Here is a 21482-nt window from a genome sequence, read left to right on the forward strand (position 1 = left end):
AAAAGCTGTCTCGTTTTTGCGAGATGGCCTAATTTTTTTAATTAAAATGGATTACAAAATATAATCGGGATTAATGAAATTAAGATCAATAATAATTGGGACAACCGAAACATTTTACTTTCAAATCAAATTGGTAGGTTACGGAGAGTTCATAAATTCCGCCTGTCTGACCTATTTTTGATGTACTAAAATCATGGGAATAACCAAATTTAAAATGTTCGTATTGCAATCCCCCAAAGGCATTTACCGAAGTCAAGAAATGACTGTTTTCCGTTTTTCTTCCTGGATTTGTAGCCGCACTAACTCCGAAGAAAAACTTTTTGAAAACAAGCCCGGTTCCTAAATCAAATCGGCTGTATTCTCCTTGATGCATATAATTAGACGTTAAAAGCATTTTGGTTTCATAAGGAAAATAGGTAATATCTATGTAATCGCCCAGTAGGAATTCATATCCCGCATTGGCAGAAAAAAACATTCCTAACGGCACATTTCCTGTGTTTGAAAATGAGATGTTAGGTTTATTAATATGTTTTAGAGAAAGTCCAAACCATGCTTCTTCATTGTTAAACAGCATTCCTGCTGAAAAATCAAAGAAAGTTACTTTTTCATTCAGTAGAAGTGGATCCACACTAGATGTGTTAATGGTTCCTTGCCCAATGTTGATTTGGTCTTCTAAAACGATATTCTGAAAACCATACGATTTGTTTCCAAAACCCATTTCGATTGCAGGCCTAAAAAACCAATTATCATTCAATTGGACCCGATAGGCATAATTTAAATTAACCTGGGTGAAATTATAATTAGTGAATTTTTCCCTGTGATTTAAAACGCTTACCCCTATTCCGCTGTTTGCATTTTCCAACCATGTATTGATGAATCCAAAATCCGTATCCACTCTGAAATTCAAGTCGGGCCATTGGGTTCTGTGTACTATTCCCGCATTTGTCGTTTCTAAAAACCCTGTAAATCCTGAATTCAACGTTTCGGGAACCATGAAATATTGCGTAAAAATGGGATCTTGTGCCTTAACCTTTAAAGAAAAACCAAACAAAATTATTAATGCTGCTATTTTTATTTTCATTTTGCTATTCTTATTTGATTAATGTAAAAGGACCGTTTTTGTTTATTATTGTCCCATAAAAAGTGGTCGCTTTTGCTTTGTAGTAATAATTCCCATTCTCTGATTCTTTTTCTTTTACTCTTCCATCCCATCCGTGTAATGTTTCACCTGTTTCAGAATATATTAATTCTCCCCAAGTATCATACACATCGAATTGAAATGATTTCAATCCTGCGAAAACCGGTTTAAAAGTTTCATTAATTCCATCTCCATTGGGAGTGAAACCATTTGGAACTATCAATTTATACCCTTTGTCAATTGTTAATGTTACAGTATAGGTATAAATACATCCAAATGCATAAGTAACCGTTTGTGTCACTACATAATTCCCTTCTTTGACGAAAGTGTGAATTGGATTTTCCTCACTGGAAACGCTTCCATCACCAAAATCCCAAGCAGTACTGATATAATCTGCTGTAGCGGTATTCGTAAATTGTATGGGATCTATAATTGAAAAAGTCCCAAATGTTGAATACGAATAAGAACTTGTTGTGAAAGAAGGATTTCCTAATTTTGGAATAGCAACATTGAAAGTGTAATTTGCAGTACATCCCAAATTATCCGTAACGCCCAGAATGGCAGTTCCGTTTTGATTGGTGTTCATCATTTCGTTATTGGTACCACTTACCGTTCCGCTGGACCATGTTAATTGATAAGGAGGCACTCCGCCTGAAACTTGGGCCATAAAGGTTTGTTTGACAGATTTAGCTTCACAATTAAAATCGGTTTTTGTTTCCACTCCGATTACTATTGGTGGTTGTCTGTTAATAACAAATTGAGCCGTTTTTGAACAGCCTCTGCTGTCAGTGACCGTTACCAAATAATTTCCTGCTGGAATAGCAGATAAATCTTCGGCTGTGGCTCCGTTTGACCAAGCGTAAGTAAATGGTGGCGTTCCCCCGGCAACCAGCAGATTGATAGCGCCACTATTAGCATCATCACAATCGAATGCATGGGTAACATTTGCTGAAAGTACTAATTTTTGCGGTTCCAATATTATAAATGTTTTGGAAATAGTACACGGTTTACTGTCGGTTATGCTTACAGTATAATTCCCTGGTTTAAGATTATTTCTAGTTAAACCGGCCGTACTTCCATCACTCCATACGAGTGTTAGTGGAGCAACTCCTCCTACTAAATTTAGATTTATACTGCCATCATTCATTCCAAAACAAGAAATTTGTTTCACTACCGGATTGATGGTAAATATAGGTGCTTCCGGAATATTCACATCTACTATTTTAGAGCAGCCATTGGCATCGGTAACCGTAATTTGATAATTTCCTGCCGATAGATTATCCTGAAACGTTCCTATTGCCAGAGTATTCCAAACTGTTTGATACGGACCAATACCTCCCGAAATAGACAAATTTATTGAAGCATTATTTCCTCCATAACATATAATCGGAGTTGTAGTCACATCAATTATAACTTCTGTTGGTTGCGTTATAATAACAGTCAGCGTATCAGTACATCCTGAAGCATCCGTTACGGTAAGTTTATAGGTTCCGGCCAAAATATTAGTCAAATTTTGAGCAGTACTCGTGAAGGAGTTGGGGCCTGTCCATGCAAAAGTATAACCTGAAGCGGATGGAGTTCCTCCTATTACACCAACATTTATTGCTCCGGTTAGAGCACCAAAACACAAAACATTAGTTTGATTAATTAAGGTTAAATCTAAAACCGGAGGCTCTGTAATGGTAAAAGAGGCTGTTTTTGGCCCACAACTATTCGTATCATTTGCGGTTACTTGATAATTTCCCGGAGCTAAATTAGTGAGCTTGTCCAAAGCAGTAAATGGAGTTCCATCTTTAGTCCAAGAATAACTATAAACTCCCGTTCCTCCTGTTACGGAAATTGAAATCTGACCATCTGCAGCTCCAAAACAAGTTATGTCTTTTTCCATATCTTTGGTTATCAATATATCTTGCGGCTCGGTAACCGTATAACTTTTTGAAAATGGACAACCTCCAGCATCCTGAATTGTAAGATCGTAAATTCCTGGCGACAGATTCGATATACTTGTCGCGGTAGAAGTAAATCCTCCGGAACCAGTCCATGAAATAATATAAAGCTGACCATTGCTAAAAGGTATTCCTCCCGTAATATTGGTTTGAATACTTCCGTTATTGGATCCAAAACAAGTACTATTAATTAGAGTGACATTAGCATTTATGGATGGATTTACGGTAACGGTAACGGTAAAATTAGACCCAACACAAACTCCTGAAACAGGTGTTACGGTATAAGTAACCGTAGCAGCACTTGTTGTAGTATTAGTCAAATTTTGACTAATCGCTGTTTGTGGAATAGTCTGTGCGACCGCTCCATTTATACTATTAGAAGGGCTTATAACAGGAGTTGTCCAAGTATAAGTGGTTCCAATTGGCACTATATCACCACTTAAATTGTCAGGTGTAACAGTAAAAGCTGTACCGCTGCATATAACGGCATTTTGAGGATTGATTTCTGGATTTGGATTCATGGTTACCTCAGCAATATCTGAGGTGATACTCGAACATCCTCCGGAAGAAAGCGTTACCACACAATAATAATATAAAGTACCAATATTTGTAGCAGGAGGATTATAGCTTGCACTCGTAGCTCCTCCAATTACGGTACCTCCTGAAATTGTATTTACAGTATTCGAAAACCATTGGTATTGGGGTATTCCAGCGCCGTTAATAAAGGCTACTTCTAAAAGATTCGGTACATTTCCTAAACAAATTATACTTGGCTTAGGTTGTTTTGTAAATGTCGGAGCAGAATTTACAATAACAGCAGACGTTGCACTAACAACTCCACATCCAATACCACTTTGCGATATGACACAATAGTAATAAATTGTTCCTACCGATGCTGTTAGTGGTGTATAGATTGCATTCGTGGCATTTGCAATTAAAACGCCTCCCGAATTTGAATTGTTTCCATTTGAATACCATTGATACGAATAGGTCCCAATTCCTCCTGTTACTGAAACAATCAAATCTGATGGAACTCCATTTTGACATAAAGTCTGAGAAACCAATGGCTGATTACTCACTATTGGATCTGCAACTACACTAATTTCAGAAGCATCATTAAATACTGAACCACAACCATTTCCTGACAAGCTAACTTGACAATAATAGTAAAAATTTCCCGCAGTATTAAAAACAGGCGGCGTATAGCTGGCATTTGTGGCGCCAAGAATTAGAGTCCCCCCACTATTTGAATTCATAGAATTTGAAAACCATTGATAGGTAGCGGTACCGGCTCCACCTGAATAACTTACCGATAGCGGATTTGTAATTGTCCCCCCTACACAAACACTTTGGGTTAGTGTGGGCTGGACATCGATAACGGGCAATGAGTTAATGGTAACATTTGCCGTATTTGATGTAATACTGGAACATCCACCCGAAGCTGGTAATGTAATGATGCAATAATAAAAAGTTGTTCCTACTGTACTATTTGCAGGGCTAAATGTTGAATTTATTGCTCCCGAAATTGGTAAACCTCCTGAATTCAAATTAGTAGTATTACTATACCATTGATAAGTTGGGGTTCCTACCCCATTTGTATACGTTACAGATAAAAGTGTTGGGGTTCCTCCTAAACAGACTGTACTTGAGACAGGCTGATTGGTTATTGTTGGAGCCGCATTTACTATCACTGCTGCTATGGTACTTTTGACATCACAGCCTAAAGTACTTTGAGTAATCAAACAATAATAATATAAAGTGCCAACAGCTAACGTTGGTGGGGAATAAACATCCGAAACAGCCCCTGAAATTGCTGTCCCTGAAGTGGTATTATTAGCCATATTCTGATACCACTGATAAGAAAAGCTTCCATTTCCTCCCGTTGCAGTCACTTGCAAACTTTGGGGAATTGCTCCTTGACATAAAGTCTGTGTCGGTAATGGTTGTGAACTCACTGTTGGATCTGAAAAAATAACAATTTCAGCAAGGTTACTTGTCACAGGACCACAACCATTACCATTTGAGGATACAGTTACATAGTAATAAGTCGTACCGGAAACTGAAAAAACGGCAGGAGTATAAGATGCATTGACAGCACCCGAAATCTGAGTTGCACCAACAACCGAATTGGTTGTATTAGAATACCATTGATAAGAAACGGTTCCTGTACCACCTGAATACGTTACCATTAAAGGACTTGAAATCGTTGCTCCAACACATAAATTCTGAGTTGGAGTTGGTTGAGTCGTAATTGTGACTAAAGGAGTGATTACAACAGTTGCCGTATTGGTTTTAATACTTGAACACCCACCTGAAGGTAATGAAATAATACAATAATAATAAAATGTACCAACTGTAGAAGCTGGTGGTAAAAAAGTGGCATTCGTTTCGCCCGTAATTAAAGTTCCTCCTGTATTAGAAACAGAACTATTGGAATACCATTGATAGGTTGGCGTTCCGGTTACCCCACTCAGGGTAAAAGTCAAAGTTGTTGGCGTTCCATCTTTACATACCGAACTCGAAAGTGGTTGAGCCGTTATTTGGGGAGCTGGAATTACAGTTATCACATAATTAGTAGTCACTCCATTACAAATACCTAGTTTTGGAGTTACAGCATAAGTTACTGTTCCGGAAGTTGCACCAGAATTAATTAAAGTCTGAACCGGTATTGTATTTGTTCCGGAACTTGTATAACCCGTAATTCCTGAGGTAGCAGTGGCTGTCCAACTAAAAGTAGCTCCTGTAAGATTTGAAGTTAGATTAACTAAAGTAGTTGGCGAACCTGAACAAATGGTTTCTGTTAAAGGTGTGTTTGTCAAAGTTGGAACATCATTTATGATAAACACCTCATTTGCTGTAGCAGAAACACCACATTCATTGGTAACTGTTAATGACACCGTATAAGTTCCAGAAGCTCCATAACTAATTGTTCCGGGATTTGCTGCTGTTGAAGAAGCAGGACTTCCACCGGGGAAACTCCAAGCATAACTCAATACACTTGATGCAGGAGCACAACCATTAACTACAGCTGTTGGATTTATTGATGTAGGTCCACAAAAATCAGCTATTGCATTTATTATGGCTGTCGGTGGTTGTTTGACTATTACCGTTTGAATTGCTGAAGTGACAGCACCACAAGAGTTCGTTGCTGTAAGCGAAATAGCATAGGTTCCCGGTACCACAAAATTAAAAGAAGCGTTTATTGTTGTTTGATTTGGAATTGTTGTGGTACTTGTTCCGCAATAAGCAGCTGTATGGGTTACGTTCCATACATAGGTTGGAGGAGTACAAGAATTTGTTGTAACGGTGGTATTCGTTGCTGTAATCGCCTGTGGTGTACATCCTGAATTGTTGTTTAAGGTAAATTGTGGGGATAACGGGGATTCTATGCAGATTGTTTTAATTATTTGATCTGTACCACAATGATTACCACCTTTCATTGTTATTGAATATACCCCCGAATTTGTGAAAACAGGACAAATAGAAGAACTACCACTAGTCCATGAATTTGTGTTTGTTGAACCAAAATCATTTCCTAAAGTACCACTTGCTAAAGTGTAACCACTATTTGGAGATATTGTCCAAATAATTTTTGGAGGGGAGCAACTAGTTGAGCTAGCAGAATCTCCATCTATTGAAGTGTTGGTTAAACAAACCTGACTATTAGTGCATTGTACTGTTTGTGGTAAAGTAAAATTGGCTACTGGAGATGTTGAAATTCGTATTGGAACCACTGATGCTGATGATTGATCACATGGGTTTATTGCTACAATACTTGCATAAAATGAGTTTTGATAGGTTGCCGGACCCACAATACTTGTTGTCCCACAAGAATTTTTTAAAAAAGTATGAGTTACAGATGGTGGCGGTGGATGGTTTAAAGAAATAGGGGCTGAACCATCATTAAATGTTACGGTATAGGTTGTTCCTGGTGGGTTATTCTCTGTACCGGTTATTGGAAAAGTTAATGATGATGAAATACATATATCTGTATTGCCAGGATTTCCAAGTCCTACAGCTGGATTATTCCCAATGAAAACCTTGTATGTTTTAGTAATATTACAACCGTTCTGACCTTTAATGGTATAAAGCAAAGTCCATATACCAACAGAATAATTATGTGAAGTATTTGTCCAGGTATTTGTTGAGGTAAAATCTGGGGTGCTATCGCCCCAATTGATTGTATAATTTACATTCGAAGCCGTAGTTGTAGATGCATTAAAAAAATCTATTAGAGTATTTTGATTACTACAAATTTTGAAAACAGGAAATCCATTAAATACGTCCGCTTGTGCACTAGAATTTAAATCAGCACTAGGTTGGGGATTTATTATAACCGTTGCAATGCCAGACTGTGGTTGAGTTCCTGAGGAATCAGTTACGCTTACTAACGTATAAACAAAAACTCCAGCGGTTGTGGTCGGTACATTTATAATGGCTGTATCTCCTGTTCCTGTTGAAATAACACTAATATTAGAACCAGCTCCTATCTTATAGGTAAAAGTATAAGGAGCCGTCCCGCCTGAACCTGTAAACGTTATTTGAGGTTGTGTGCCGTTTTGACAGACAGTTGTTGATCCCGTTATGGTCGCAGAGGGTAACACAAGATTGTCAGCTACACTGTTTTTAGTTCCTTTTTCTAAATCATTTTCAATGATTAAGTCGCTTCTATTACTTTTAGCATTTAAATTATTAACTGAAATTATCAAGACAAAAAGAAAAATAATCTTGTAAAGGTGTTTCATAATTAGCGTATTAAATTATTCAACGATTGCTATCATTGCCATCTGGTAAGAATAAAATTTTAACAAATATAATGGAATGTTTTTCCGTTATGTTGCGGTTTCCCATAAAGCTGTGTTATTTTTGTGATTATTTTAAAAAACATAACTCATTATTTAATTTACTGAAAATAAAAACCGAATTCAATATCCGAATCTCATAAAAAAACCGTCTCGCAAAGAACGAGACGGCTTAAATTGTAATTATTTAATATTTACAAAATGTAATCCGTATTAATGAAATTGGACTCTTTGCTGTTTAATAACTCTTGTAAAATAGCATTGTTATATTCATTGTCTTTAGACGCAACAAAAGTTCTGATAGAGAACGAACGCAACGCATCGTGAATACTCAAAGTTCCCACAGCAGAATCTTTTCTTCCAGTAAATGGGAAAACATCCGGCCCTCTTTGGCAAGAACTATTTAAGTTTACTCTACAAACTAAATTTACCAAAGTATCAATAAGCGGAGCGATAGTTTTGATGTCTTTTCCAAACAAACTTACTTGTTGCCCGTAATTAGATTCAGCCATATCGTTTAGTGGTTCTTGAATATCTTTGAAAGAAATAATAGGCACAACCGGACCAAACTGCTCTTCATGATACACACGCATTTCCTTGTTTATAGGAAATAAAACCGCTGGAAATATATAGTTCTCTGTTTGCTCTCCTCCTTTTGCATTAATAACTTTTGCACCTTTACTTGTAGCGTCATCTATTAATTCCTGGATATAACAAGGCTTGTCCTTTTCTGGTAAAGGAGTAAGAAATACTGATTTATCCCAAGGATTACCAAAAGTTAACGCATCAACTTTGGCAGCAAATCGTTTATTGAATTCATCAGCAATAGATTCATGTACGTATAAGATTTTTAAAGCCGTACAACGTTGTCCATTGAAAGATAAAGATCCCGCTATACATTCTTGGATAGCCAAATCTAAATCGGCGTCCGGAAGGATTATCGCAGGATTTTTTGCTTCTAAACCTAATACCAAACGCAATCTGTTTTTGTTTGGATGTTGATCTTGCAAAGCAATCGCTGATTTACTGTTTCCTATCAAAGCCAAAATATCAACTTTCCCAGATTTCATGATAGGAGAAGCGACTTCACGCCCTCTACCATATACAATATTGATAGCTCCTTTTGGAAAACTGCTTCTGAAAGCTTCTAACAAAGGGGAAATTAATAAAACTCCGTGTTTAGCCGGTTTAAAAATTACAGGATTTCCCATAATTAATGCTGGAATAAGCAACGAAAAAGTTTCATTCAATGGATAGTTATAAGGTCCTAGACACAATACAACACCTAACGGTCCTCTACGAACCATGGCATTTATCCCTTGAACTTTAGAAAAATGCGCGCTACGGGCGTTTAATTCTTTGTAACTTTCGATAGTATCATAGATGTACTCTACCGTTCTGTCAAATTCTTTTTCAGAATCACCCAATGATTTTCCAATTTCCCACATCAAAAGCTTAACAACCTCTGTTCGAGTCGTTTTCATTTGACCAACAAAATCTTCCATGCATTTGATACGATCCACAACTTTCATTGTAGGCCATAAACCTTGTCCGTTATTGTATGCAGCAGATGCCGCTTCAACAGCGTCTAAAGCCTCAGCTTCTCCCATAAAAGGAATAGAACCCAATAGAGTAGGTTCGTATTTTTCGGAAGATGAAATCGTAGAAAAAACTGGAGTTGTTTGACCGGTCCATTTTTTTAGTTCACCATTAATTAAATAAGTATCCTGATTGAGTAACGTATTAATCTGAAATTCTTCTGGTATAAAACTCATTATAGGTTGGTTGTATTTTAATTTAAAATTTAATAAAAAGTGGCGCTTGAAGGTATAGTCTTATGGTTAAACGATATCGCCATTCCATTCTATAATTCCTCCCACTAAGTTGTAGGTATTTTCAAAACCCAGTTCGTTCATGATTTCGCAAGCTTTTGCACTTCTCATTCCGGAACGGCAATACACATAATAATTTTTATTTTTGTCTAAAGCTTCTATTTCGTTTATAAAACCTTGTCCCATGTGAATATCAATATTTATGGAATTAGCTATAATTCCTTCATTGCATTCGTCTTCTGTTCTCACGTCAAGTATTACTGCATTTTCATCAGCTTCGAATTGAGAAACCCAATCTTCTTGTGTTAAATTCATAGTATTGTTTTTTGTAAAAATACAAAGATTTTACCAAACAATAAACCTCTCAATTGTTAATTAGATAAAATTCTAAAGAAAACGTTTTCGCAAAACATTAACTATCAAGAAACTATGAATTAGGCGTTTATTTTTGCGAAAAATAGCCTATTAAATCCATCGGAAATGCATAAAGTACAATACGCAATAATGCAGGAACCAATCTGTTTTTTCAATAGTATAATTCTAATAATCTTTTGAGTTTTTAGACTACTTTTACAGTATAGCTGTTGCCAAAATTTAAAATAATTCCAAAATGCTTGATCCTATAAAGAAAATATTTCCTTCATTTTCTAATGAATTAGTCAAAGATATTGAAGCCAATGCTACTATTCAATCCTTCAAAGCTGGTGATGTCATCATGCGAACAGGACAATATATAAAAAACACCGTTTTGGTTATCAGTGGTAAAATTAAAATTTACCGCGAAGATGAAAATGGCGGTGAATTTTTCATGTATTATTTACAACCCGGTCAGGCCTGTGCCATTTCTATGATTTGTGCTACGAAAAATGAAAAAAGCCAAATCATGGCCAAAGTTGTTGAGGATGTCGAATTGATAATGATTCCTTTACCTTTAATGGATAAATGGATGATGCAACACCGGAGTTGGTATGAATTTGTAATTGGTTCCTATCGCAGCCGATTTGAAGAAGTACTCGAAGTAATCGACAGCATTGCATTTAGAGCTATGGATGAGCGGTTGGAATTTTATCTAAAACGCCATGCTGATGCTTGCGGTTGCAAAGAATTAAAGCTATCCCATCAGGAAATTGCATCGGAGTTAAATACGTCAAGAGAAGTTATTTCCCGTTTACTAAAAAAAATGGAACAACGCAGATTAGTGATTTTACATCGCAATAATATTGAACTTTTAAAGTAAAATACGCTCCATGAGCTAAATAGTACTGTTTGTAAAAAAATTCCAGACAGCCTTTGCATTAAAAAAATTTCAAATGGAATATTTAGGCTATTTAGCTTCAATCATCATAGAACTTTCATTGGGATTAATAGGAGGCGGTGGATCTATACTTACCATACCTATTTTGGTTTACTTATTTAAAATAGAACCTGAATTAGCCACAAGTTATTCTTTATTTATAGTGGGAATTACCTCTTTATTTGGATGTATTAGCCATTATAAAATAGGGAATCTTAAAATTAAATCGGCACTATACTTTGCTATACCTTCCGTTTTTTCTATTTTGATAATTCGGGAAGTTATTTTTCCAAAAATAGCAGCAACACTATTCTCCATTGCTTCCTATCAAGTATCAAAAAGTTTTCTGATTATGATTGTTTTTTCAGTACTCATGATCGCAGCCGCTATAGCTATAATACGCAAAACAAAAATAGTAACGAATACTCCAAAAACAAATTACATACAACTGGGAATAATTGGATTTATAGTTGGAATTGTAACCGGTTTTTTAGGTGCTGGTGGTGGTTTCTTAATCATCCCTGCATTATTGTTTTTCGCTAATTTGCCAATGAAACAAGCCGTTGGTACATCTTTACTAATTATTTTTATAAACTCTACTGTTGGTTTTGGTGGTGATTTATATATTGGTACGCCTATAGATTATACATTTTTACTGGTGATTTCAAGTAGCGCGTTTTTAGGAATGATTATCGGAACCAAACTTTCAAAAATAATTGATGGAGCTAAACTAAAACCAATCTTTGGTTGGTTTTTATTAATAATGGGAATTTACATCATTACTAAGGAGATTTTCTTTCATTAAAATAAAAAAAGTACTCCGAGTTGGAATACTTTTCTATTTTATCATTCGATTAGTAGCCATTAATGTTCGCCATAACCAATGTCATCCATTTTACCACTAAAAACTTTGTACTGAATTATGAAGTATGCAATAACTAATGCTAAAGCGATAACAAACCAATACACTCCGACTGACAATCCATATTCGCCAGCAGCGGTATTATAAATGGTCAATGACGGATTTACTGCATTGGTTGAAGGCAAAACATTTGGAAAAATAGAAGCCGTTGTGGCAGCAAACCCTCCTACAAGAAACATACTCGAAAACAAGAATCCAAGTCCGTCTTTTTTAAATTTTTTTACTTTAAACAACCCAAAAATACCTATAAATGCAATCAATGGAAATATCCAAAGAACAGGATTTTCAACAAAGTTGTGAAACGGTTTTGGTTCAATTTTGTGCCAAATTAATAATGAAATAATTACCAATCCCAATAACACAAAATTGAGTTTAAAAACCACTTCTTTTAATTTTGCATTCAAAGAAGAATTCGTTTTATAAATAATCCAATTGGCACCATGAATAGTCAGCGTAACTGAACTTACCACTCCTAAAAATAAGGTAAACCAGTCTATAATTCCTAATTGATCCGCTTGCGGGCTAAAAGTAGGATTCCATAAAGGCAAAAAGAAAAAATGAGCTTCCTGAGTGGAAACACCATTCTCTACCATTCCCAGATTTACACCTCGCACAATATTTCCTAAAGCCACTCCAAAAAACAAAGCCAATAATAAACTCGCAATCCCGAAAGCTTTATCCCAAATTACTTCCCACATAGGATGATGAATTTGACCCCGCAATTCTAAACCAACTGCTCTAAAGATAAGCAACCATAAAATCATCATTAAAGGCAAATAAAATCCACTGAATGAAGAGGCATACAAAGTAGGAAAAGCAAAAAATAAAACCCCGCCTGCTGCAATCAACCACACTTCGTTAGCATCCCAAAAAGGACCAATTGCACTGGTTATTGCTTTTTTATCTTTCTCTGTTTTAGCAAAAAACAAATGAATAATTCCCGCTCCAAAATCATAACCATCCAGTACAATATAAACGGCCAAAATTCCCATTAAAACTACATACCAAAAGAATTCCATAATTTATATATTTTCTGTTTGAGGTCCTTTATTTATAATTTTACCAACTAAGAGTAAAAACAGCATTCCTAATAAGAGATACAATCCTATAAATCCAAGCAAGGTAAATAACGTATTTCCGGAGGAAACTGTTGGAGAAGCACCTTCGGCAGTACGCAATAAATCATATACCAACCAAGGCTGCCTTCCTAATTCAGCAGTGTACCACCCCGTTGTATTGGCGATATAAGGAAATGGCAGCATAAAAAGCAAAGACCACAAAATCCATTTAGTTTCGAATAATTTTTTTCTAATGAGCTGAAAAACAGCAAAAGCCATTAATCCGATGAAAACGGTTCCGAGTCCAACCATGATATGATACGCGTAATATAATCCTGAAATATTAGTGGGATGATTCTCCTCTTTAAATTGATCTAAGCCTTTGATTTCCTGATGCCAGTTGCCATAGGTTAAAAAACTCAAAATATTAGGTACGGCAATTTTATTGTCCAATTTTTTATCTTTCACATCAGGTTGACCAATTAAAACAATTTCAGAACCTTTCTTTTCGGTATGAAAAATTCCTTCCATTGCAGCAAAAGTAACAGGTTGGTATTTCACCACATTCTTGGCTAACAAATCTCCGGTAGGAACTGCAACGATAAGGCTTGAAGCCAATCCAAAAATCACTCCCGTTTTCACAAATAATTTTCCAAAAGACACCTGCTTTTTACTTAAAATATAAAAGGCACCAATCCCTGCAACAACAAAAGAACTGGTTACCATTGAAGCCGCCTGGTTGTGCAAATAAGACGGCCACAACCAAGGATTTGTGAATAGCGCTGAAAAGTTATTCAATACGAATTTACCATTTGCTAAAATTTCATACCCTACTGGATATTGCATCCAGGAATGCGTTGCAATGATTAAAAATCCGCTGGCCCAGGAGCCGATAAAAATGAGTAATCCGGTGACAAAATGCCATTTATGCCCGAGTAATTTTTCTCCAAATAAAAACAACCCTAAAAAGGATGATTCCAAAAAGAAAGAAAACATGCCTTCCATAGCCAAAGTCTGTCCAATGATTCCTCCGGTTAATTCAGAAAATTTGGCCCAATTGGTTCCAAACTGAAACTCCATCGGAATTCCTGTTACCACACCCATCGCAAAATTGAGTGCAAATATTTTCATCCAAAAATGGGTTGCCTGATTGTACTGTTCGTTTTGTGTGCGTAAAAACTTCCATTTGAAATAAATAACGATTAAGGAAAGTCCCATTGTCAATTGAGGAAACAAGTAGTGAAAGGTAATCGTAAATGCAAATTGCATTCTGTCGTAAAAAAGCATTTCTTCCATTCAAATATATTTTATCAGAGGTTTTGCAAATTTACCCATTATAAGTAACATTTCTTTTACAAAAACAAACTTTATTCCCTTCTATTTATTAGAATTTAAATAGAAATACAACAAATACTATTGGCTACTTTTTCCTTAAAATTAAAAAAACTTGTGTAACTTTAGTCACCAATTTTTCTTAAAAACAGAAGTACCTTTGTATAGTAAAATAAAAAAATTGTAATCATGCAAATTGAACAAATATATACAGGTTGTTTAGCACAAGGCGCTTACTACATTACTTCAAATGGCGAAGCGGCTATAATTGACCCACTTCGTGAAATTCAACCTTATTTAGACCGCCTGGAACGCGATCAGGTAAAACTGAAATATATTTTTGAAACCCATTTTCATGCTGATTTTGTTTCCGGACATGTTGATTTGAGTAGAGAAACTGGTGCCCCAATTGTTTATGGTCCAAATGCAAAATGTGAATTTGAATGTATTTCTGCTACAGATGGTCAGAAATTCACCATTGGAAACATCAAAATAAAAGTGCTGCATACTCCTGGACATACTATGGAAAGCACGACCTTTTTATTGATTGATGAAAACGGTAAAGATCATGCTATTTTCTCCGGAGACACCTTATTTATTGGTGATGTGGGAAGGCCGGACTTAGCCCAAAAAGCGGCACATATGACTCAGGAGCAATTAGCTGCAATATTGTATCATTCTTTAAGAGATAAAGTGATGACTTTGGCTGATGATGTTATTGTATATCCGGCTCATGGTGCAGGAAGTGCTTGCGGTAAAAATATGAGTAAAGAAACGGTATCAACCATTGGCAACCAAAAAGCGACTAACTATGCTTTGAGAGCGGATATGACTGAAGCCGAATTTGTACAAGAAGTAACCGAAGGTTTATTACCTCCTCCCGCCTATTTTGGGATGAATGTAGCTATGAATAAAAAAGGTTATGAAAGTTTCGAGAATGTATTGCACTTGGGAATGCGCGCTTTATCAGCAACCGAATTTGAAGTCGCTGCCGAAGAAACTGGAGCTTTGATTTTGGACACCCGAAAAAATACTGATTTTGCCAAAGGATTTATTCCTCAATCTATAAATATTGGAATTGATGGCGATTTCGCTCCTTGGGTGGGCGCTTTAGTTGCAGATGTGAAACAACCAATCCTAATCGTTTCCGAAGTAGGACAAGAAGAAGAAACCGTTACGCGTTTGAGTCGTGTGGGTTTTGATAACTTAATTGGTCATCTGGAAGGTGGTTTTGATGCTTGGGCAAAAGCTGGAAAAGAAATTGACACCGTAAATAGAATTACAGCCGAACAATTTGCCAAAGAAGTAAAAATTGGCGAAAGCAAAGTAATTGATGTACGTAAAGAAAATGAATATTGTGCCGAACATGTTGAGGAATCGTTTAGCAAGCCATTAGCATCTATCAATGATTGGATCAAAGATATTAATCCAAAAAAACATTTTTATTTGCATTGTGCAGGTGGCTATCGCAGTATGATTGCGGCTTCAATTTTAGAAGCACGCGGTTTTAGAAATTTCACTGAAATAGAAGGTGGTTTTAATGCTATTGCAAAAACAAATTTGCCTAAAACTGATTTCGTTTGCCAAAGCAAAGTTTTGAAATAAAAGCAATGACAATGGCAATGACAATTTCAAAAAAATCAAATTATGGAAGATGTAAAATGTTGTGTAGCTTCGTGTGAAAAATCGCTTGATGCAGCCTATTGGGAAGCCCAGTACAAAGCAAAAGCCACAGGTTGGGATTTAGGCAAAGTATCGCCTCCCATACAAACCTATATGGATACAATAGAAAATAAAAACATATCAATTTTAATTCCTGGTTGTGGCAATAGCTATGAAGCTGAATATCTTTTGGAACACGGTTTTACTAACATTACTGTTATTGATATTGCGCCAACACCGGTTGCTGTTTTAAAAGATAAGTTCAAAAATAATCCCAATATTCAAATCATATTGGGTGATTTCTTTGAACATCAGGGGAAATATGATTTGATTATTGAACAAACTTTTTTCTGTGCTTTGCCTCCTACCATGCGTCAAAAATACGTTTGGAAAATGCATCAACTTTTAGCTGATGAAGGAAAATTGGCAGGATTATTATTTAATAGAACATTTGAAGTAAGTCCTCCTTTTGGCGGAAGCAAAGAAGAATACGAGACGCTTTTCGCAGTTGCTTTTGACTTTTTGAAAATGGATTTATGTCCAAATTCTATTGCACCAAGAGCCAATTCGGAATTATTTTTCGAATTGAAAAAGAATAATAAGGTCAAAGTTAATGTTTATGAATTGGAAGGGATTACTTGCAACGGTAGTGTTCAATCTGTTACAAAAAAGTTAGCAGGAATCGATGGAATATTGAATGTGAGTATGAGCAGTAATTTTGCAGAAGTACTAATTATCAGTAAAAATGAAATGGCAATCGGAGAGCTTCAAAATGCAATTTCTGACGATGAAAAGTATAAAATTGAAAAAATAAGTTAGTAACACGTGTTTACTTTTTCAAAAAAATGAAAGAATTATTATTTACAAATTGGCATGTTATGCGTTGGATTCGTCTGGCGTTTGCCTTATTTTTATTTGCTCAAGCCTATATATTGCGAGAATGGATGTTTATCGCCTTTGGGTTATTTTTCTTCATTCAGGTTATTTTAAATTTAGGTTGCGGTTCTAATGACTGTACTATTTCAAACAATAAATACAATAAAGATGAGTAATTTCAACACTATTATCAAATCAGACAAACCAGTTTTAATAGACTTTTTTGCTACATGGTGCGGACCATGTAAAATGCTTAGCCCTATTTTGAGAGAAGTAAAAGACAGTTTGGGAGACCGTGTTTCGATTATCAAAATTGATGTAGACAAAAACCAACAAATTTCGAGTCAATATCAGGTTCGAGGCGTTCCAACTATGATTTTATTTCAAAACGGTAAACAACTCTGGAGACAATCCGGTGTATTAACCAAAGAGGAGATAATCAAAATCATTTTAGAAAAAAGCAATCCATGACCAAAAATCTTAATCACAGGATTTAGAGTAGTAAAAAGAACCATTACGGGTTACCTACATTATTTCTTTATAAGTTGTGTTTCTGAAATGTGCCCCATACCTGTTACTCTTTAAACGCTACGTTGTAGGAAATTTAACAGACTGATCGTGCATAATATGTTTATTATAAAGAAAATATAAATATTTTTTTCAAGTATTTCATCGCGAAATACCGGCAATAAATCAAAAATTATTTATCCAACCACTTGTGCAGAATTAATTCTAAATTTGATTTAATAATTGGCTTAGAAATGTAATCATTCATCCCTGCTTCTAAACATTTTTCTTTTTCTTCTAACAATATTCCTGCAGTTAAGGCAATAATAGGAATTTTTTCAGCTTTTTTTAATTTTCTAATTTCAGTTGTTGTTTCATATCCGTTTTTAACTGGCATTTGTATATCCATTAAAATGAGATCCAGTTGCTCTTTTTTACACAGTTTTATTGCCCCAATTCCATCAGAAGCCTCTAATATTATACAGTTAGGAATTACTGTTTTAAGGAGTGTTTTTATCAAAAGCATATTAATCTTATTATCCTCAACAATTAATATTCGAATGGGATTTAAAATTTCAGAAGGGATAATTTCATTTTCCTCATTTAAATTGCTTTTAATATCATATGAATCTTGCTCATGTTTTGATTTCTTAAGTTCAATGGTAAAGAAAAAATCACTTCCATGTCCATAATTACTTATTAGCTCTAATTTACTATTCATCAAACTTAAAAGTTGATTTGAAATTGCTAATCCTAAACCAGTCCCTCCAAATTGGCGTGTTATAGAATTATCCTCTTGTACAAAAGACTGGAATATTTTTTCCTGATTTTGCTGTTTTATACCAATTCCTGTATCTTTTACTGAAAAATTTATGGCAGCTGTCTTTTTTACAAAATTGGATTTATTATAAATATCCAGCAGGATTTGACCTGATTTTGTGAATTTTAATGCGTTCCCTATTAAATTTACTAATATCTGTTTCAATCGTATGGAATCACCAAAGACATATTGGGGTACATTTTTATCTATATTTAAAATTAAATCTATATTTTTCAAAGAGGCCTGATACTTGAAAAGATCAATAACCTGATGTGCTAGTTCAAAGAGATCCAATTCTTCAATATTTAATTCTAATTTTCCTGATTCTATTTTTGAAAAATCTAAAATATTATTTACAATATCCGCTAATATTATTGCCGATTCATTTATGGTATTCATATATTCCAACTGATTTTTGTCAAGATTTGACTTCATTAACAAATCAGTGAAACCAATTATTCCATTTAATGGAGTTCTAATTTCATGGCTCATATTCATTAGAAAACTTGACTTCGCTTTATTAGCGGCTTCAGCTTGGTCTTTTGCTTTTGTCAATTCTATTTCCAATATCTTTAGTTCTGTAATTTCTATAAAACAGGTTACTACCTCAGTTATTTCACCATGATAATCAAAAATGGGAAATCCATTTAATAAAAGCCATATCGTTCTGGTATTATCAGGTCTTTTAATTCCCATGATAAAATTTTTGATTGGCTTTTTCTCACTTATAATTTGGTTTATAGGATAATTTTCAATTGCTAAAGATTTATAATTTTCATTTATAAATTTCCATACTGGATTAATTGCTATTTTCCCTTTCATTTGATTGGTACTCAATCCAATCAATTCAGATGCTTTAGGGTTAGACAAAATAATAGAAGTGTCCGGAGCATATACAATAACACCAACGCCAAGATTATTTAACAATCCACGATATCTTTCCTCACTTTCCTTAAGTGCTTTTTCCGTCGATTTGAGTTGTGTGATATCCACAACTGAAATAAGTGCCTGTTCTCTACCCTCAGTGGCTATTCCGGTGAGATAAACATTAATTATACTATTATTGTCTAATAGCAACTTAACCTCACAGCATTCTTTGATAGTACTGTTAAATATCTTCTCTAAAAAAAGATTAAAGATTGGCTTAGTATCATTGGACACAAAAAATCCAAACTGACTGTCTATCAATCGAGACCTATCTTTACCTAACATTTGGGATCCCGTGAGGTTAAGTGCTGTAACTTTTCCTGTTTTTGTCAGTGTGAAATAGCCAGATGGAGCAAAATCGTATAAATCTGTGTATTTTTCAGTAGCAACTTCAGCCTGTTCTTTTGCAAGTTTAAGTTCTTCTTTCTGCATTTCAAGTTCTATCTGATGAACTTCAAATTCATGAATAAGTTTCAATGTATCAACTTCAGAAAGTTTAGAATCTAACTTTGATTCTTTAATTTTCTGCAATTCTTCAGCTTTTTTTCGAAGAATCATCATGGCTTCTGATTTATTCTCTACTTTTTTCATAATTTCCGCCTGTGTTAAATATTACCCTTTTTTCTTGATGGGATTGGGGAACTATATATGCTTTTTTTATTTTATTTTTTTAGTTTGGAGTTTGGAATTTCATGAATAAAACATTGAATCACCTTATGACTATCTATAAAATACATCGTACTAATGAACTCAACGTTTATTTTTTTGGTATCAGCTGTTTCAATTTCGATATTCTTAAAATGAACAAATTCTTTTTGATTTAATTCTTTAAATTTTTCCATATTTGGAATAATATTAAAAAAAAACAATCTTCCAAATTTCTTTTCCAATAAAATTTTCTTTGGTGAGACCCAATAAATCAATCAAAAATGGATTTAAGGCAGTTATTATTCCTGTTTTAGGATCAAGGAATAAAATTCCATCCTTGACCGATTCAAAAAGATGATTGTAACGTGTTTCTGAAAAGACTAATGCCTCTTGAGCCTCCACACGATCCGAAATATCACGAATAATACATTGCACCACTTTTTTATCATTTACTAAATATACGTTACTTACAAACTCAACATTTATTTTTCTTCCATTTGCCGTTTCAAGTGGTAAATTTTCATATCGGACAAATTCCTTTTTTTGCAGTTCTAAAAATTTATCTTTATTGGCAACTATATCTTTCAAAGAACCAATTTCCCAAATAGATTTTTCGATAAATTGATCATGTGAATAGCCTAACATTTCAACCAAATAGGGATTCACGTCCATTATCATCCCTGTTTCTGAGTTAAGAATCAAAATACCGTCCTTTGCTGATTCAAAGAGACGACGGTATCGATTTTCCATTTTGAGAGACTCTTCCGCCTGTTTTACTGCTGTAATGTCAGTAAAAGTAATCACAATTCCATCAATACGATCGTCCAAAGTACGATAGGGCATTATCCTGACATAGTAATACCTGCCATCATTTGTCTCAACTTCCTTTTGAATGGGAGTGAGTGTTTTGATAACTTCAAGAACATTACTTTCCATTTCCGGATATTTCAAATCACAAACTAAATCTGTAAAAGGTCTTCCTGTATCAGCAGCCCTTAATTTAAATATTTTGGTCACCGGATCCGTAAATCTGCGAATGTTTAATTCCTTATCCAGAAAAAGAGTAGCAATTTCAGTACTGTTGAGCAGGTTTTTCATGTCATTGTTTGCCTGTTCAAAATCTACTAATTTACTTTGAAGTTCCGTATTAACGGTTTGCAATTCTTCATTCAGACTTTGCAGCTCTTCTTTGGAAGTAGTCAATTCTTCATTAGTGGACTGCAGTTCCTCATTAGTCGATTGCAGCTCTTCATTGGTCGATTTCAGTTCCTCTTGGGAGGTTTGCATCTCTTCACGAGTACTGTTCAAATCTTCATTACAACGAATCAGTTCAGCTTCTAGTTCTTTTTGTTTTCTGGAAACACTTTGTTTTTTTGTTTTAATGTGTTTTCATCCGATTCTTCACTTTCTGGTACATCACTGAATACCAGCATAACCATCCCTTTTAAAGCATCCGGACTTTCGATTTGTTGCAGGGTTAAATTTACAAAATATTTACTCCCGTTTTCAACTATTTTTACATTTTCAATTTTTACAGGTAAATTTAGCAAACACAACATCATTAAACAAACTCTTGAAAAAATTTTAAATACTATATGTTCCAAAAAAATTTATAAAATCACATTCTCAAAAAAAGTGTTTAAAATAATATGACAGTCCGCAATATGTTCCAAAGGATAAAATATGGCACACAGATAACACGGATTGAACGGATTTTG

At 34.8% G+C, this 21482-nt stretch carries 15 protein-coding genes; 6 read left to right on the forward strand and 9 right to left on the reverse strand.

Annotation, left to right across the window (positions count from 1 at the left end; translation table 11 throughout):
* Positions 1-85: 85 nt before the first annotated feature.
* The 4 genes from FNW38_RS15350 to FNW38_RS15365 all read right to left on the reverse strand — a co-directional run bounded on the left by FNW38_RS15350 (position 86) and on the right by FNW38_RS15365 (position 10033).
* Positions 86-1081: a PorP/SprF family type IX secretion system membrane protein gene (locus FNW38_RS15350; protein WP_143388657.1), complete on the reverse strand. Its 996-nt coding sequence runs from the start codon at positions 1079-1081 to the stop codon at positions 86-88.
* Positions 1082-1091: 10 nt separating this feature from the next.
* Positions 1092-7829, reverse strand: a complete 6738-nt coding sequence (locus tag FNW38_RS15355; RefSeq protein ID WP_143388656.1) for a PKD domain-containing protein — start codon at positions 7827-7829, stop codon at positions 1092-1094.
* Positions 7830-8080: 251 nt separating this feature from the next.
* Positions 8081-9661, reverse strand: coding sequence for an NADP-dependent glyceraldehyde-3-phosphate dehydrogenase (locus tag FNW38_RS15360; RefSeq protein ID WP_144065020.1), 1581 nt, complete (start codon positions 9659-9661; stop codon positions 8081-8083).
* A 66-nt stretch (positions 9662-9727) separates the two neighbouring features.
* Entirely contained in the window at positions 9728-10033 is a 306-nt protein-coding gene (locus FNW38_RS15365) for a rhodanese-like domain-containing protein (protein ID WP_143388654.1), read from the reverse strand.
* Between the two features lie 295 nt (positions 10034-10328).
* On the opposite strand from FNW38_RS15365, the gene FNW38_RS15370 reads away from it, so the two are divergent.
* Both FNW38_RS15370 and FNW38_RS15375 read left to right on the forward strand, forming a co-directional pair.
* On the forward strand, positions 10329-10955 hold the full coding sequence (locus tag FNW38_RS15370; protein ID WP_144065019.1) for a Crp/Fnr family transcriptional regulator: 627 nt from the start codon (positions 10329-10331) through the stop codon (positions 10953-10955).
* Positions 10956-11028: 73 nt separating this feature from the next.
* Entirely contained in the window at positions 11029-11817 is a 789-nt protein-coding gene (locus FNW38_RS15375; RefSeq protein ID WP_144065018.1) for a sulfite exporter TauE/SafE family protein, read from the forward strand.
* 59 nt (positions 11818-11876) lie between these two features.
* Here FNW38_RS15375 and cydB read toward each other — a convergent pair whose 3' ends face one another.
* Both cydB and FNW38_RS15385 read right to left on the reverse strand, forming a co-directional pair.
* Positions 11877-12953 (reverse strand): cytochrome d ubiquinol oxidase subunit II, encoded by a 1077-nt coding sequence (gene cydB / locus FNW38_RS15380; RefSeq protein WP_144065017.1) that lies wholly within the window; start codon positions 12951-12953, stop codon positions 11877-11879.
* 3 nt (positions 12954-12956) lie between these two features.
* Positions 12957-14288 (reverse strand): cytochrome ubiquinol oxidase subunit I, encoded by a 1332-nt coding sequence (locus FNW38_RS15385; RefSeq protein WP_143388650.1) that lies wholly within the window; start codon positions 14286-14288, stop codon positions 12957-12959.
* A gap of 225 nt (positions 14289-14513) precedes the next feature.
* On the opposite strand from FNW38_RS15385, the gene FNW38_RS15390 reads away from it, so the two are divergent.
* From FNW38_RS15390 to trxA, 4 genes are read left to right on the forward strand one after another with little or no spacing between them, the layout of a single operon-like run.
* On the forward strand, positions 14514-15929 hold the full coding sequence (locus FNW38_RS15390; protein ID WP_143388649.1) for an MBL fold metallo-hydrolase: 1416 nt from the start codon (positions 14514-14516) through the stop codon (positions 15927-15929).
* Positions 15930-15971: 42 nt separating this feature from the next.
* Positions 15972-16805, forward strand: a complete 834-nt coding sequence (locus tag FNW38_RS15395; protein ID WP_143388648.1) for a methyltransferase domain-containing protein — start codon at positions 15972-15974, stop codon at positions 16803-16805.
* A gap of 26 nt (positions 16806-16831) precedes the next feature.
* Entirely contained in the window at positions 16832-17038 is a 207-nt protein-coding gene (locus FNW38_RS15400; protein ID WP_144065016.1) for a hypothetical protein, read from the forward strand.
* On the forward strand, positions 17031-17333 hold the full coding sequence (gene trxA / locus FNW38_RS15405) for a thioredoxin (protein ID WP_143388646.1): 303 nt from the start codon (positions 17031-17033) through the stop codon (positions 17331-17333). Before FNW38_RS15400 ends, trxA begins: the two co-directional genes overlap by 8 nt.
* 229 nt (positions 17334-17562) lie before the next feature.
* On the opposite strand, the gene FNW38_RS15410 is transcribed toward trxA, so the two are convergent.
* From FNW38_RS15410 to FNW38_RS17605, 3 genes are all read right to left on the reverse strand, one after another.
* Positions 17563-19707, reverse strand: coding sequence for a PAS domain-containing hybrid sensor histidine kinase/response regulator (locus tag FNW38_RS15410; protein ID WP_143388645.1), 2145 nt, complete (start codon positions 19705-19707; stop codon positions 17563-17565).
* Between the two features lie 264 nt (positions 19708-19971).
* Positions 19972-21072, reverse strand: coding sequence for a PAS domain S-box protein (locus FNW38_RS15415; protein ID WP_218043831.1), 1101 nt, complete (start codon positions 21070-21072; stop codon positions 19972-19974).
* Between the two features lie 29 nt (positions 21073-21101).
* A complete protein-coding gene (locus tag FNW38_RS17605) occupies positions 21102-21314 on the reverse strand; it encodes a hypothetical protein (RefSeq protein WP_218043735.1) in 213 nt (70 codons plus the stop codon).
* Between the last annotated feature and the right edge of the window lie 168 nt (positions 21315-21482).

The organism is Flavobacterium gawalongense (assembly GCF_007097265.1).
GTDB lineage: Bacteria > Bacteroidota > Bacteroidia > Flavobacteriales > Flavobacteriaceae > Flavobacterium > Flavobacterium gawalongense.

Coding starts and splice junctions, on each gene's coding strand:
- FNW38_RS15350 (WP_143388657.1), bottom strand. CDS start 1,081: ATGAAAATAAAAATAGCAGCATTAATAATTTTGTTTGGTTTTTCTTTA.
- FNW38_RS15355 (WP_143388656.1), bottom strand. CDS start 7,829: ATGAAACACCTTTACAAGATTATTTTTCTTTTTGTCTTGATAATTTCA.
- FNW38_RS15360 (WP_144065020.1), bottom strand. CDS start 9,661: ATGAGTTTTATACCAGAAGAATTTCAGATTAATACGTTACTCAATCAG.
- FNW38_RS15365 (WP_143388654.1), bottom strand. CDS start 10,033: ATGAATTTAACACAAGAAGATTGGGTTTCTCAATTCGAAGCTGATGAA.
- FNW38_RS15370 (WP_144065019.1), top strand. CDS start 10,329: ATGCTTGATCCTATAAAGAAAATATTTCCTTCATTTTCTAATGAATTA.
- FNW38_RS15375 (WP_144065018.1), top strand. CDS start 11,029: ATGGAATATTTAGGCTATTTAGCTTCAATCATCATAGAACTTTCATTG.
- cydB (WP_144065017.1), bottom strand. CDS start 12,953: ATGGAATTCTTTTGGTATGTAGTTTTAATGGGAATTTTGGCCGTTTAT.
- FNW38_RS15385 (WP_143388650.1), bottom strand. CDS start 14,288: ATGGAAGAAATGCTTTTTTACGACAGAATGCAATTTGCATTTACGATT.
- FNW38_RS15390 (WP_143388649.1), top strand. CDS start 14,514: ATGCAAATTGAACAAATATATACAGGTTGTTTAGCACAAGGCGCTTAC.
- FNW38_RS15395 (WP_143388648.1), top strand. CDS start 15,972: ATGGAAGATGTAAAATGTTGTGTAGCTTCGTGTGAAAAATCGCTTGAT.
- FNW38_RS15400 (WP_144065016.1), top strand. CDS start 16,832: ATGAAAGAATTATTATTTACAAATTGGCATGTTATGCGTTGGATTCGT.
- trxA (WP_143388646.1), top strand. CDS start 17,031: ATGAGTAATTTCAACACTATTATCAAATCAGACAAACCAGTTTTAATA.
- FNW38_RS15410 (WP_143388645.1), bottom strand. CDS start 19,707: ATGAAAAAAGTAGAGAATAAATCAGAAGCCATGATGATTCTTCGAAAA.